We start from the raw sequence: 13,906 nt of genomic DNA, 5'->3' as shown, positions 1-13,906 counted from the left end.
GGGTAACATGGAAATATTCTTTACTATCTTGATCTTGATTTTGGTGGTGTCAGTTTCTGGTGTTCTTACTAAAATGATTCCGTTCCGTGTCCCTTTGCCGATAGTGCAAATAGCAATGGGGGCACTGTTGGCCTGGCCTCATTTTGGTTTACACGTTACTTTCGATCCTGAATTATTCCTCGTTTTACTTATCCCTCCTTTGTTGTTTGTTGATGGCTGGAAAACACCGACCAGAGAGTTTTTCCAGCATGGGCGTGAAATTGTTATTTTAGTCTTAGTATTAGTCTTAGTGACGGTTGTCGGTATTGGTTATTTAATTTACTGGCTATTTCCGAGTATCCCACTTATTGCCGCTTTTGCACTGGCAGCCGTATTGTCACCAACGGATGCCGTTGCATTGTCGTCGATTGTCGGAAGAGGGCGCATTCCTAAAAATATGATGAGCGTGCTGGAAGGAGAAGCATTAATGAATGATGCTTCTGGTCTGGTGGCTCTGAAATTTGCTGTGGCGATTGCCATGGGAACGATGGTCTTTACTGTCACGGGTGCAACCGTGGAATTTTTCAAGGTTGCGGTGGGTGGTTTGCTGTCGGGTATCGCCATCACATTGTTATACAGTAAATCATTGCGATTGATGAGCCGCTGGAGTGGCGATGATCCCGCAACTCAAATCATGTTTATGATGCTGCTGCCTTTTGCCTCTTATATGATTGCTGAACATATCGGTGTCTCAGGGATTCTGGCTGCGGTTGCTGCCGGTATGACGATCAGTAAGGCGGGAGTGATCCGCAATGCGCCGCTGGATATGCGTCTGCGAGCTGATAACGTATGGGGAATGCTGGCCTTTGTCTTCAATGGTCTTGTGTTTATCATGCTGGGGCTGCAATTACCGGGTATTTGGGAAACGTCTGTGGCTCAGGCTGAACTTGACCCACAAGTTGAAACCTGGATGTTATTTGCGGCCGTTGGGATCATTTACGGCGCGCTGGTATTGCTGCGATTCGTCTGGCTGTGGCTGATGAAAAATATCAGCAAAATGCTAATAAAGAAAAAGCCTTTGGAGTTTGCTTCCTATACAACCCGTGAGCTGTGGTTGGCTTCATTCGCCGGTGTGCGTGGGGCAATTACACTGGCAGGTGCGTTGTCTGTGCCATTTTTCTTGCCGGATGGCGATCCGTTTCCGGCCCGTTATCTGTTGATTTTCATTGCTGCGGGCGTGATCTTGTTCTCCCTGTTTGTGGGGGTTATCGCCTTGCCTGTACTGCTGCGTGGCATGAAAGTGGGTGATAAACTGGCGGATCTGAATGAAATCAGAATGGCAAAAGCAGCAATGGCTGAAGTTGCGATTGTCAGTATGAATAAGATGGAAGAGCGTCTGTCGGCCAATACAGAAGAGAAATTGGACGCAGAAGTCATCAGCGAGATCGCTTCCCGGGTTACGGGTCTTTTGCGGCGTCGTACTGCGGGTACTGATGAAATCGAACATAATCTGATGGTCGAAGAGTTGGAACGTCGTTTCCGTTTGACGGCATTAAGGGCTGAACGGGGTGAGCTGTATCATCTGCGTGCAACCCGCAAGATTAGTAATGAAACACTACAAGCCTTACTGCATGATCTTGATTTGCTGGAAGCACTTTTAGTGGGAAAAGATCAATAAAAATAGGTAAAGACCAATAAATTATGTGGCTGTTAACGATCACAACTTTTTTGTGGGCCGCCTCATTTAGCCTGATCGGTGTCTATCTCTCCGGTCAGGTTGATAGCTGGTTTTCCGTGTTTGTCAGGGTAGTACTGGCTGCAATGGTATTTTTGCCCTTTTTGCGCTGGCGGGGGTTATCGCCGAAAGTCATTTTGCTGTATATGACTGTCGGCGCTTGTCAGCTTGGTGTGATGTACTTATTTGTGTTTCACGCGTATCACTACCTGACGGTGGCAGAGTTTTTGCTGTTTACCATCATGACCCCACTTTATGTCACATTCATTTATGATTTGATGGGGCGCCAGCGGCTGCGTTGGGGGTATGCGCTGAGTTCTTTGCTGGCTGTGGCGGGCGCAGCAATTATTCGTTATGACCGATTGAGTGAATCTTTTTGGATTGGTTTGGTGCTGGTGCAATTGGCGAATATTTTCTTTGCGATGGGTCAGGTTGGGTATAAGCGCTTGATGGAAATCCATCCTATTCCCCAGAAAATAGCGTTTTCATGGTTCTATCTGGGTGCTTGTGTTGTTGCTGCCATTGGCTGGCTGATGTTTGGTGATCCACAAAAATTGCCAACAACTCAGATACAGTGGGGCGTCCTAATTTGGTTAGGCATTGGGGCATCCGGCATTGGCTATTTTATGTGGAACTATGGCGCGACCCAAGTGGATGCCGGAACACTGGCAATTATGAATAATATGCTGGTTCCGGCAGGCTTGTTGGTCAATTTTGCGATTTGGCAGCAGCATCCTGATTGGCTGAACTTTACCATTGGAGGCAGCCTGATTGTTGCGTCACTTTGGGTGCATCACCGTTGGATACTGAAACCCGCTTCACAAACGGCAAATTGTCCACCGCGTGCTGGCGGGCAGAACGAATAAAGGTATCAATGGCAGGTTGACGTTGCTCTCCTTCTCGGTTGGCAGCGTACAACCTGCTCCATAACCCTTCCCCTAACGTTTGGGTTACAACCAACCCTTGTCTTTCAAATGATTCCACGGCCCAATGTGGCAATGCGGCAATTCCCAAACGAGCCGCCACCATTTGGATCAACAACAAAGTATTATCAACCGTTTTCAATGTCGGAACGACATCCGCAGGCTCAAGAAAACGCCGCCAGATATCAAACCGTTGCCGTTGAACGGGATAGATCAGCAGAATTTCAGAAGCAAGATCTTGTGGATGGATATCGCGTCTATTTGCCAGTGGATGATCCGGTGCCAACACGAGTTTCACTTCATAATCAAACAGCGGCGTATAATGCAGATGACTGTCCGCAATGATGTCAGAGGTCAGAACAATATCCAGCTCTCTTTTTTGCAGAGCCGGTTGAGGGTCAAACGTAACACCGGATTTAAAATCCACGTTGACCTGTGGCCAGCTTTCACGAAAGCGTTTAAGTGCGGGTGTCAGCCACTGAATACAACTATGGCACTCAATGGCAATGCGTAGATTTGTCTCTTCCGGTTCATGACACTCACGCAGGGAAGCCGTAACCAAAGGTAATACTTGTTCCGCCAGCCTTAATAACACTTCTCCCTGTGATGTCAGCCGCAAGGGTTGGCTTTTACGAATGAATAGCTTGAACCCCAGCCGATGCTCTAATTCACTGAATTGATGAGAAAGGGCAGATTGCGTTTGATGAAGGTAATTTGCAGCCGCAGCCAGCGATCCGCAGTGATTCAATGCCTGTAATGTTTTTAAATGTTTTAGTTCGATCATGAAAAACCTTCAAGTTGATAATGAATAATTTGCGCTTGTGGTTTATACACTACATGTTGATTATAGAAGTGTAAACATCTAGACGGCTAAAAATTTCAGGGGTGATAAGATGACGGTTTTGAATCATACATTGGGCTTTCCACGTATTGGCTTGAAAAGAGAGCTGAAAAAGGCGCAAGAAAATTATTGGGCAGGCAAAATTTCTCAACAGGAATTGCTGGAAGTAGGTCGTGAATTGCGTGCACGCCACTGGCAACAACAAAAAGAAGCGGGCGTTGATTTAGTCCCCGTGGGTGATTTCGCCTGGTATGACCAAGTATTGACCACAAGTTTGTTATTGGGCAACGTTCCTCCACGTCATCAAAACGAAGATGGCAATATTGATCTGGACACCCTGTTCCGGATTGCCCGGGGCCGGGCACCGACAGGCACTCCCGCCGCCGCTTCGGAAATGACTAAATGGTTCAACACAAATTATCACTATATCGTACCTGAATTTCAGGAAGGGCAAGAGTTCAAACTGGGTTATAACCAGTTATTGGATGAAGTGGATGAAGCGCTGGCGTTAGGGCATAAAATAAAACCCGTTCTGCTGGGACCCGTGACTTATTTATGGCTGGGTAAGGTGAAAGGCAAGGCTTTTGATCGTCTGTCTTTATTAACGGATATCCTGCCCGTATACCAGCAAATATTGGCAGAGCTGGCAAAACGTGGCATTGAATGGGTACAGATTGATGAACCTGCACTGGTGCTGGAATTGCCGGAAGAGTGGCTAGCGGCGTTCTCAACGGCTTATCAGGCTCTTGAGGGGCAAGTGAAATTACTGCTCACAACCTATTTCGATAGCATCGGCCATAATCTGGGGACGATTAAATCATTGCCAGTGCAGGGGCTGCATGTTGATTTGGTGGCAGGGCAGGACTCCCTTGAAGATTTGGCGAAATCACTGCCAGACAATTGGTTGCTTTCATTGGGTGTCATTAATGGCCGTAATGTTTGGCGAGCAGATTTGAGCGAGAAATACCAGCTTACCGCGCCATTGGTGGGTAAAAGAGCGATCTGGATTGGGACTTCCTGTTCATTGCTGCATAGCCCGATTGACCTGAATGATGAAACCGGGTTGGATGATGAAGTGAAAAGCTGGTTTGCCTTTGCTTTGCAAAAATGCGCAGAACTTTCTTTGTTGTCACAGGCACTGAATGCGCCAGAAGGCAGCAAACAGGCTGAACTGGATGCCTATAGTGCGCCGATCCGTGCCCGTCGTAGCTCCACAAGGGTAAACAATCCGGTGGTTACTGAGCGTATCGCTGCAATCGAGCCGCAGGACAGTGAACGCAATCAGACATATCCTGAGCGTGCCAAACTTCAGCGTCAGCGTTATAACTTACCACTGTGGCCGACAACTACCATCGGTTCATTCCCACAGACAACGGAAATCCGTGGCTTGCGTCTCGATTTCAAAAAAGGGCGGGTGGATAGTACGCATTACCGGACCAATATCAGTGAACATATCAAGCAGGCGATTCAAGAACAGGAGCGTCTGGGGCTGGATGTACTGGTGCATGGGGAAGCTGAACGTAACGACATGGTGGAATATTTCGGTGAACACTTTGATGGTTATATCTTCACCCAAAATGGTTGGGTACAAAGCTACGGTTCACGCTGCGTAAAACCCCCCGTGATCATTGGCGATATCAGCCGCCCGGAAGCGATCACCGTCGATTGGGCGACATATGCACAATCCTTGACTGATAAGCCTGTAAAAGGGATGTTAACCGGGCCGGTGACCATTCTCTGTTGGTCATTCCCGAGGGAAGATGTTAGCCGTGAAACCATTGCTAAACAGATTGCACTGGCATTGCGTGATGAAGTTGATGATTTGCAGAAAGCCGGTATTGGCATCATTCAGATTGATGAGCCGGCACTGCGTGAAGGATTGCCACTGCGCAGAGAAGAATGGCAGGCATATCTGGAGTGGGCGGTAGATGCCTTTAAGCTGAGTGCAGCCATTGCGGAAGATGATACCCAAATCCACACCCATATGTGTTACTGCGAGTTCAATGACATCATGCCATCCATTGCAGCACTGGATGCGGATGTGATAACCATTGAAACTTCCCGTTCGGATATGGAGCTACTGGATTCATTCGAAGATTTTTCCTATCCGAATGAAATTGGGCCGGGCGTATATGATATTCACTCACCCAACGTGCCAAGTGTTGAATGGATTGAGGCTTTACTGCGTAAAGCGGCTGATCGTATCCCGGTTGAACGTTTGTGGGTCAACCCGGACTGCGGCCTGAAAACCCGTGGCTGGACAGAAACCAGACAAGCACTGGCGAACATGGTCGAAGCTGCAAAACGTCTACGTTCCTCATTGAATAGTTAATCTTGAAAGTAATGAGTTAATTCTGAAAGTGAATAGATAAGTTGAAAATGCCCGCCACAGAGAATGAAATGTGGCGGGTTAAAGAGAAGATCATTTCCCTAACAACTTATCTTTCAATAGATTCATACCTGCAGATTTTAGATCCAGATTTTCCGGCAATTCCCCGTTTGGCGTCACCTTATCGATGAAATTGGGCAAATGTTTGGAAAGCAAAGAAGAGACTTCATTTGGGGCTATCCCAATTTTTTCTGCCAACTGTTGGATCGTAGAAGAGCCAAAAATAGAAGAAAGCTGATCCGCATGAATCGGTAAATTCTCGCCGGAGCCAATCCATGAATGGATAGTGCCATCCAGCCCTTGCTGGGAAAACTTATCAATCAGCCCACTTATTCCTCCCTGACTTTCAACCCAGTCCATCATATGCTGGAGTTGCTGATTTTTCCCGCCGCTCAGCATATTGGCGATTTGATCAAAAAAGCCCATTGTAACTCTCCACTTTTGTTGAGGTTTTATCGGCTTGACCAGATAAAACGCTTATTTAGGTACATATACAGGAATAAAGCAGTAGAAATGTTATGAGATAACGATGAGTGACAGATTTAACTATTACAGTAGCATAATATTTTAAATGCATCTTAATCTAGATGATGAAAGCGGATTTAGATATTGAGTAGTTTCCCTTATGTTATCTGCATTTTTTTCACACCAGTCTGTGAAATGTGATTTTTTACGACTTCATTTAATTTTGTTTAAAATCAACTTGTTGGTAATTGTCTGTGTCGTTAAATATAAACAATGAATGTGATGTCCATCATTTTTTTGTGAAATTATCTATGTGAAGATTACAAAGGTAACAAATCGACATACAACACCAGGGAACCTCATGAATAATTCTATACAAAAAATAGGGGTTATAGGGCTGGGAGCGATGGGAATGGGAATCGCACAGTCCTTAATAAGGGAAGGTATTCCAACTTATGGCTTTGATTTAAATATCAAAGCGTGTGAGCAACTCAAACAGATAGGAGCAATAGGTGTCGCTGATAGCGCTGCCCAGTGGTGCAAGGAACTGGATGTGCTTTTATTGGTTGTGGTTAACGGAAGCCAAATTGAGCACATCCTGTTTGGTGGAGAAACACCATTAGTTAATCAACTAAATGTGGATACAGCGGTTGTCTTACATAGCACTGTATCCACTGAACAGGCACAAGATTTTGCCAACCGTTTGCACAAATATCATATTAAAATGCTTGATGCGCCAATTTCAGGGGGGGCACAAAAGGCTCTCCAAGGACAATTAACGGTTATGGCTTCAGGCCCTTCTGAGTTGTTTGAACAACTCAGACCGATTTTGGATGTGATTGCAGAACGTATTTATTATATCGGTTCTGAAATCGGTCAGGGGTCAACCGTTAAAATGATTCATCAATTATTGGCAGGCGTACATATTGCTGTTGCGGCAGAAAGTATGGCGCTTGCCGCCAAAGCGGGCATTCCATTGAACTTAATGTATGACATTGTAACTCATGCAGCGGGAAATTCATGGATGTTTGAAAACCGTGTTCCTCATATTCTGTCAGGAGATTATACACCTCAATCTTCCGTAGATATTTTTGTTAAAGATTTGGGAATAGTGCTCGAAGCAGGCAAAGCGATGAAATTTCCTCTGCCAATGGCGGCAACGGCACATCAGATGTTTTTAGCGGCTAGCAATGAGGGACTAGGGCAGTGGGATGATAGTGCGGTGATTAAGACGTTCAAAGGAATCAATTTACCAGAGAGAAAATCATGACTATCAAATTGGGCGTGATTGCTGATGATTTCACTGGAGCAACAGATATAGCCAGTTTTATGGTGCAAAGTGGTTGGAAAGTTGTCCAGCTGTTGGGGGTTCCAGATGAGAATACACTTATTCCATATGATGCAGATGCTGTTGTAATTAGCTTAAAAATTCGCTCTTGCCCTGCAGCTGAATCGATTCTTCAATCACTGAGATCTTGCCATTGGTTACGGCATAAAGCGGGTTGCCGACAGCTGTTTTTCAAATATTGTTCTACATTCGACTCTACATCAGAAGGAAATATTGGCCCAGTCATAGATGCCTTGATGGATGAACTCCAAGCCGATATTAGCCTGATTTGCCCGGCACTTCCAATCAACGGAAGGACAGTTGTACATGGACATTTATTTGTTAACGGGCAATTACTGAATGAAAGTGGAATGCAATATCATCCTGTTACTCCGATGAAAGATGCTAATTTGCTGCGGTTGATAGAACAGCAAGCAAAAGGGAGAGCAGGATTAGTCAATCTTGATTGTGTTCGTCAAGGAAAACTGGCTATTCGTCATCATCTTAATTCACTACGCCAAAATGGTATTCGCTATGCGGTTGTTGATGCAATGATAATGGAGGATTTGGTCCCCATTGCTCAAGTTGCATCGGATATGGTACTGGTGACAGGTGGTTCCGGTTTGGGGGCGGCATTAGCGAGTTACCATTCAGGGGACGCTTTGGAAGCGACGACAATTGGGGAGACTCCACCAGCCATAGGTAGAAGGACGGTTATTCTTTCGGGAAGTTGCTCTGTCATGACAAATCAGCAAGTCATTGAATATAAAAAAATTGCACCGGGCATGGCATTGAATGTTGAGGAATGTATTAATAATTCTGGATATGCCAGCCAATTGGCAAATTGGGTTATCCAGCAACCAGAAGATGGATTAGCGCCAATATTATATTCTACGCAGTCCCCTAAATCGTTGGAAATGATTCAGCAGCAGTATGGGATTATCAAAGCGAGTCATTCCATTGAACAGGTCTTTGCTGAGATCGTTAATGAATTGAAACAACAAGGATTCAATACCTTTATTGTCGCGGGTGGGGAAACTTCCGCCCAGATCGTGCAAAGTTTAGAAATTCATGAAATTAGTATTGGTGCGTCTATTGTACCAGGGGTTCCTTGGGTGCGTAGTTTACAGAACGATTGTTGGCTAGCCTTGAAATCAGGCAATTTTGGTGGAGAAAATTTCTTTCTACTTGCACAAGAAGTTTTTCACAAATGAGTAAGATTTGTATGCAATATTAGCGGGGTAGGTGCTGGTCTGTGATGGAATCTCTTCTATTTAGAGAATGATTGGATTAATTAAAGTTCAACATAAAAAACTGAAAGCGAATTATACCAGATAATAATGAAGAGTTGGCTATGGCTAAATTTGCAGCAAATTTGAGCGTAATGTTTAACGAGGTTCCGTTTACTGAACGTTTTGTTTTGGCTTCAAACGCCGGTTTCAAAGGTGTTGAATACTTGTTTCCTTATGAAGAGTCAGCACAAGAACTTGCTGTTTTATTGGAAAAATACCAACTCACACAAGTGCTATTTAATATGCCAGCAGGAAACTGGAATGCCGGTGATAGGGGGATAGCTTGTTTGCCGGGGAGTGAAAAATCTTTTTCGAAAGGGGTTAATAAAGCTCTGGAATATGCATTGGCATTGGATTGTAAACAAGTTCATGCAATGGCTGGAAAATGGGACAGGCAGTTTACGCAGGAACAACAACGTGAATGTTATATCACAAATATTCAGTATGCTGCGGATGTGATGGCTGAACATGATATTAAAGTCTTAATTGAACCGATTAATATTCGCGATATGCCCGGTTATTTTTTGACAACACAAAGGCAAGCCGAATCGTTGTTGGAGGTTATTGATCGAAAAAATGTCTTTATTCAATTGGATCTTTACCATTGCCAGATTATGGAAGGTGATCTACTGCGGACGATAGAACGATTGTGGGGGAAGTTTAGCCACATTCAGATTGCTTCAGTACCAGAACGCCATGAACCTGATAGTGGTGAAGTTAATTATTTCTGGCTGTTTAAAAAGTTGGATGAAATGGGATATCAGGGGTGGCTCGGATGTGAATATTATCCGGTAGGCCATACGGAGAAAGGGCTTGGGTGGCTGGTAAAAGCCCAATCATGATTGTGCGGTAATGTAGCAGGAGAAGTAATGAGTCCTCCAGAACGCAGAGATTTTATTTATCGCCACTTACATGAACATAGAACGGTTTCCATTGGCGCATTAGTTGAATTGCTAAACGTCTCGCATATGACTGTAAGAAGGGATATCCGCATTTTAGAAGATGAAGGGAAAGTAATTAGTATCACTGGTGGCGTTCAGTTAAACGATGCTTTACGACAAGAATTACCATGGAGTGAAAAAGCGCTCATCAATCATCGCAATAAGCGTGCGCTAGGCAAATATGCAGCTTCATTGGTAAAAGATGGACAAGTGGTTTATCTGGATGCGGGAACTACAACATTTGAAATTGCTCAGGTATTGGCAGAACGTTTCAACTTGACGATTGTTACGAATGACTTTTCGATCACCCAATATTTGATGAATAAGCCACAACTGAACTTATTTCACACTGGAGGGCAGGTGGACAAACGCAATTATTCGTGTGTCGGGAATACGGCAGCTATGGTATTGCGTACTCTAAATATAGATATTGCATTTATCAGTACCAGTTCGTGGGATCTTGAGCATGGAGTTTCTACTCCTCATGAAGAAAAAGTTTTTGTGAAACAGATGTTGTTAGAAATTGCCCGTAGGAAGATATTAATTTCAGATAGTAGTAAGTATGGAAAATATGGCATGTTTCGTATCTGCTCACTCTCAAGTTTGAATGACATAGTATGTGATGGACTGTTAGCTATGCCAGAACAGCAGCAATTGCAGGAAATAGGGCTGAAACTCCATATTGTTGATATATAAAAATAATTATTACTTACAAAATAGTCTCAAAAGATTATGAAAGGGAGTTTTAAATGAAAAATATTATTACTGGCGCCCCCGTTTTTTTGGGATTTCCAGTTACTTTTTGTTTTATTTAAAAATAGTCATAGGTTGAATTTCAATCAATTTATATTGGTTAATGCTCAATGTCCAACTTCTTTAACTCGTGACCACTCATTCAGCGATGTCATTCGGGCATTTATCGCCAGTAATACACATTGAAATGGAGTTTGATGATGGAATTCTACATTCCAATTATTGGATTGGGCGTGGCGGTATTTACGTTGATTTTTCTGGTTTTGCGTACTCGCATTCACGTACTGCTTGCTATGTTGATCGCTGCGGTAATCGCTGGGATAGCAGGTGGTTTAACTATGGGAAATGTGGTTGAGGTTATCGCTAAAGGCTTTGGTTCGACATTAGGGAATATCGGCATTGTGATTGGGCTAGGGATCATGATGGGGCGAATATTGGAGGTATCTGGCGCAACTGAACAAATAGCTTATAGCTTAATTAAATGGTTAGGTAAAAAGCATGAAGAATGGGCTTTGACGATTACCGGTTATATTGTCAGCATTCCCATATTTGTGAATTCAGCCTTCGTGATCCTCTACCCACTGGCAAAAGCGCTAGCAAAGAAAGGTAAACGCAATATATTGACATTAGGGGTGGCATTGGCAGGAGGGCTGGTGGTAACTCATCATGTTGTTCCACCAACACCGGGGCCACTTGGTGTCGCTGGTATATTTGGTGTGAGTATCGGCACAATGATGTTGGCAGGTATGATATTGGCTGTGCCGTGTGTTATTGGCATTACCTTTTATGCAAAGTGGTTGGAGATTAAATATCCAGAGTATTTTTTTGCAGATACAGAAGAAAATTCGCAACAAATTCATCAGCATTATATGGAGGAAAAAGCCAATAAACCGCTGCCAAGCCTATTTCTTTCTTTTCTGCCTATCATCGTTCCGATAGCTCTGATTTTTATTAATGTCATCAATGGATTGTTACTGAGAATTAATGTATTAGCTGGAAAGGAAAACCATCTCTATTTTCAAGTCTTTGACTTCCTTGGTTCACCAATTATTGCACTGGCAATCAGTGTATTACTGGCGGTTTATACGCTAATGCCAAAAGTCAGTAAACACGAGGTGATTGAGCATTTGGAAGCCGGTTTACAAACAGTAGGTATTATCCTGTTGGTGACAGGTGCAGGGGGCGCCTTGGGAGCGGTACTAAACGAAAGTTCTACAGGGAAGCTATTAGCGCAATATATTGCTGGTCTGCCAATAACACCAGTCTTGATTCCATTTATCATTGCGACCTTAATACGTATCATTCAAGGGTCTGGCACGGTAGCAATGATTACTTCAGCTTCTATTTCAGCTCCCATTATCAGTCAGATACCAGATATTAATATGTTAGTCGCAGCTCAGGCTGCGGCTATGGGTTCATTATTTTTCGGCTACTTCAATGATAGTCTGTTCTGGATGGTTAACCGGATGATGGGCATTAAAGATGCAAAGCAACAGATGATTGTCTGGTCAATCCCTACCACCATTGCATGGGGAATTGGGCTGTGTGGTTTACTGCTTCTCAACCTTATTATGTAAGATAATTCACTCCGTTACAAAGATAACTCCAGGAGCTATGAAAAGAAGTTTTTGATGAAAGTTATTATTAGTGGAGCCGTTTTTCTGGATCTGCTGTTATCCTTTCAGCGATGCCATTTGTGCATTTATCGCTAATAACACAGATTGAAATAGGGTTTTACGATGGAGTTTTATATTCCAATTATTGGATTGGGAGTGGCAGTATTTACGCTGATTTTTCTGGTCTTACGTACTCGGGTTCATGTCCTTATTGCCATGCTAATGGCTGCAATAATCGCTGGGATATCAGGCGGTTTGACAATAAGCCATGTCATTGAGGTGATCAGCAAAGGATTTGGTACGACATTAGGCAGTATTGGTATTGTGATTGGATTAGGCAGCATGATGGGGCGGATATTGGAGGTGTCTGGCGCAACAGAACGGATCGCCTATAGCTTGGTAAAATGGCTGGGCCAAAAGCGCGAAGAATGGGCTTTGGCGATTACCGGTTATATTGTCAGTATCCCCATATTTGTGAATTCGGCTTTTGTGATCCTTTACCCGCTGGTGAAAGCATTAGCCAAGAAAGGTAAACGAAATGTATTGACTCTGGGTGTATCGCTGGCAGGTGGGTTGGTGGTGACTCATCATATTGTTCCGCCGACTCCGGGTCCGCTTGGTGTGGCCGGGATATTCGGCGTAAGTATCGGCTCCATGATGCTGGCAGGGGCGATATTGGCGATTCCCTGTGTTATCGGCATTACCCTTTATGCAAAATGGCTGGAGACGAAATACCCTGAATACCAACTCTCTGATGCAGAAGAAAACTTGCAACAAGTTCATCAGCGTTATCTGGAAGAAAAAGCCAATAAACCGCTACCGAGTTTGTTTCTTTCCCTTTTACCGATTGTCGTGCCGATTGTTCTGATTTTTATGAATGTCATTAATGGCATGGTGCTGAAAATTGATGGATTTGCCGGGCAGGAAAACCATTTCTATTTTCAGATGTTCAATTTCCTTGGCTCACCGATTATCGCTTTAGCAATCAGTGTGTTGCTGGCCGTTTATACACTCATGCCAAAAGTCAGTCAACAAGAGGTGATTGAACATCTGGAGTCCGGGTTAAAAACCGTGGGTATTATCTTGCTGGTATCGGGAGCCGGAGGCGCATTGGGAGCTGTATTAAATGAAAGCTCGACAGGAACGATACTGGCGCAATATATCGCCGATCTGCCCATAACACCGGTCCTGATACCGTTTATCATCGCGACCTTAATACGTATCATTCAAGGGTCCGGCACGGTGGCCATGATTACCGCCGCCTCTATTTCAGCACCGGTTATCAGTCACATACCGGATATCAATATGTTAGTGGCAGCTCAGGCAGCGGTCATGGGGACACTGTTTTTCAGCTACTTCAATGATTGTTTTTTCTGGGTGGTTAACCGGATGATGGGGATTAAAAATGTAAAGCAGCAGATCATTGTCTGGTCAATTCCTACGACCATTGCGTGGGGAATTGGGCTGTGTGGCGTCCTGCTCCTCAATTTTGTGATGTAAATAATGAAATCGCGCTCTGTGAAGGGCGCCTTCATTAATGTGATTTATGTCACATATGCATGTATGTATTTCTTTTTTATTTCAATTCAAGATGATTTTAATCACTGAAAGATGTCAGAGTATTGACTAAATTTAGGTATTCAAT

General features: G+C 44.0%; 11 protein-coding genes. 9 read left to right on the top strand and 2 right to left on the bottom strand.

The window, feature by feature from the left end:
• Positions 1-7 precede the first annotated feature (7 nt).
• A complete protein-coding gene (locus Xbed_RS13910; RefSeq protein ID WP_086113509.1) occupies positions 8-1,657 on the top strand; it encodes a Na+/H+ antiporter in 1,650 nt (549 codons plus the stop codon).
• Between the two features lie 23 nt (positions 1,658-1,680).
• On the top strand, positions 1,681-2,580 hold the full coding sequence (locus Xbed_RS13905) for a carboxylate/amino acid/amine transporter (protein ID WP_086113508.1): 900 nt from the start codon (positions 1,681-1,683) through the stop codon (positions 2,578-2,580).
• On the opposite strand, the gene metR is transcribed toward Xbed_RS13905, so the two are convergent.
• Positions 2,465-3,421, bottom strand: a complete 957-nt coding sequence (metR, locus tag Xbed_RS13900) for an HTH-type transcriptional regulator MetR (RefSeq protein ID WP_139837494.1) — start codon at positions 3,419-3,421, stop codon at positions 2,465-2,467. The genes Xbed_RS13905 and metR overlap by 116 nt on opposite strands.
• 109 nt (positions 3,422-3,530) lie before the next feature.
• Between metR and metE the strand changes: the two genes are divergently transcribed.
• Entirely contained in the window at positions 3,531-5,810 is a 2,280-nt protein-coding gene (metE, locus tag Xbed_RS13895) for a 5-methyltetrahydropteroyltriglutamate--homocysteine S-methyltransferase (protein ID WP_086113507.1), read from the top strand.
• A 90-nt stretch (positions 5,811-5,900) separates the two neighbouring features.
• Here the strand turns inward: metE and Xbed_RS13890 are convergent, their stop codons facing one another.
• On the bottom strand, positions 5,901-6,293 hold the full coding sequence (locus tag Xbed_RS13890) for a YidB family protein (RefSeq protein WP_086113506.1): 393 nt from the start codon (positions 6,291-6,293) through the stop codon (positions 5,901-5,903).
• A 400-nt stretch (positions 6,294-6,693) separates the two neighbouring features.
• Here Xbed_RS13890 and ltnD point away from each other — a divergent pair, with 400 nt between their 5' ends.
• The 6 genes from ltnD to Xbed_RS13860 all read left to right on the top strand — a co-directional run bounded on the left by ltnD (position 6,694) and on the right by Xbed_RS13860 (position 13,761).
• Positions 6,694-7,602: an L-threonate dehydrogenase gene (ltnD, locus tag Xbed_RS13885; RefSeq protein ID WP_086113505.1), complete on the top strand. Its 909-nt coding sequence runs from the start codon at positions 6,694-6,696 to the stop codon at positions 7,600-7,602.
• Positions 7,599-8,873, top strand: coding sequence for a 3-oxo-tetronate kinase (otnK, locus tag Xbed_RS13880; RefSeq protein ID WP_086113504.1), 1,275 nt, complete (start codon positions 7,599-7,601; stop codon positions 8,871-8,873). The genes ltnD and otnK overlap by 4 nt, the downstream gene beginning before the upstream one ends.
• Positions 8,874-9,013: 140 nt before the next feature.
• The gene (gene otnI, locus Xbed_RS13875) at positions 9,014-9,793 is read left to right on the top strand and encodes a 2-oxo-tetronate isomerase (RefSeq protein WP_086113503.1); all 780 of its coding nucleotides are present in this window, start codon (positions 9,014-9,016) and stop codon (positions 9,791-9,793) included.
• A 27-nt stretch (positions 9,794-9,820) separates the two neighbouring features.
• On the top strand, positions 9,821-10,588 hold the full coding sequence (locus Xbed_RS13870; protein WP_086113502.1) for a DeoR/GlpR family DNA-binding transcription regulator: 768 nt from the start codon (positions 9,821-9,823) through the stop codon (positions 10,586-10,588).
• Positions 10,589-10,842: 254 nt separating this feature from the next.
• Complete coding sequence (locus tag Xbed_RS13865) at positions 10,843-12,222, top strand: GntP family permease (RefSeq protein ID WP_422641363.1); 1,380 nt, start codon at positions 10,843-10,845, stop codon at positions 12,220-12,222.
• Between the two features lie 162 nt (positions 12,223-12,384).
• On the top strand, positions 12,385-13,761 hold the full coding sequence (locus tag Xbed_RS13860; protein WP_086113500.1) for a GntP family permease: 1,377 nt from the start codon (positions 12,385-12,387) through the stop codon (positions 13,759-13,761).
• Positions 13,762-13,906: the final 145 nt, after the last annotated feature.

Origin of the sequence: Xenorhabdus beddingii (genome assembly GCF_002127545.1) — a bacterium.
GTDB lineage: Bacteria > Pseudomonadota > Gammaproteobacteria > Enterobacterales > Enterobacteriaceae > Xenorhabdus > Xenorhabdus beddingii.
This window is presented reverse-complemented; position numbering and strand designations above follow the sequence as displayed.

Bases quoted from the DNA above. Each gene is read 5' to 3' on its own strand.
- Xbed_RS13910 (WP_086113509.1), top strand. From the start codon at position 8: ATGGAAATATTCTTTACTATCTTGATCTTGATTTTGGTGGTGTCAGTT.
- Xbed_RS13905 (WP_086113508.1), top strand. From the start codon at position 1,681: ATGTGGCTGTTAACGATCACAACTTTTTTGTGGGCCGCCTCATTTAGC.
- metR (WP_139837494.1), bottom strand. From the start codon at position 3,421: ATGATCGAACTAAAACATTTAAAAACATTACAGGCATTGAATCACTGC.
- ltnD (WP_086113505.1), top strand. From the start codon at position 6,694: ATGAATAATTCTATACAAAAAATAGGGGTTATAGGGCTGGGAGCGATG.
- Xbed_RS13870 (WP_086113502.1), top strand. From the start codon at position 9,821: ATGAGTCCTCCAGAACGCAGAGATTTTATTTATCGCCACTTACATGAA.
- Xbed_RS13865 (WP_422641363.1), top strand. From the start codon at position 10,843: ATGATGGAATTCTACATTCCAATTATTGGATTGGGCGTGGCGGTATTT.
- otnK (WP_086113504.1), top strand. From the start codon at position 7,599: ATGACTATCAAATTGGGCGTGATTGCTGATGATTTCACTGGAGCAACA.
- otnI (WP_086113503.1), top strand. From the start codon at position 9,014: ATGGCTAAATTTGCAGCAAATTTGAGCGTAATGTTTAACGAGGTTCCG.
- Xbed_RS13890 (WP_086113506.1), bottom strand. From the start codon at position 6,293: ATGGGCTTTTTTGATCAAATCGCCAATATGCTGAGCGGCGGGAAAAAT.
- metE (WP_086113507.1), top strand. From the start codon at position 3,531: ATGACGGTTTTGAATCATACATTGGGCTTTCCACGTATTGGCTTGAAA.
- Xbed_RS13860 (WP_086113500.1), top strand. From the start codon at position 12,385: ATGGAGTTTTATATTCCAATTATTGGATTGGGAGTGGCAGTATTTACG.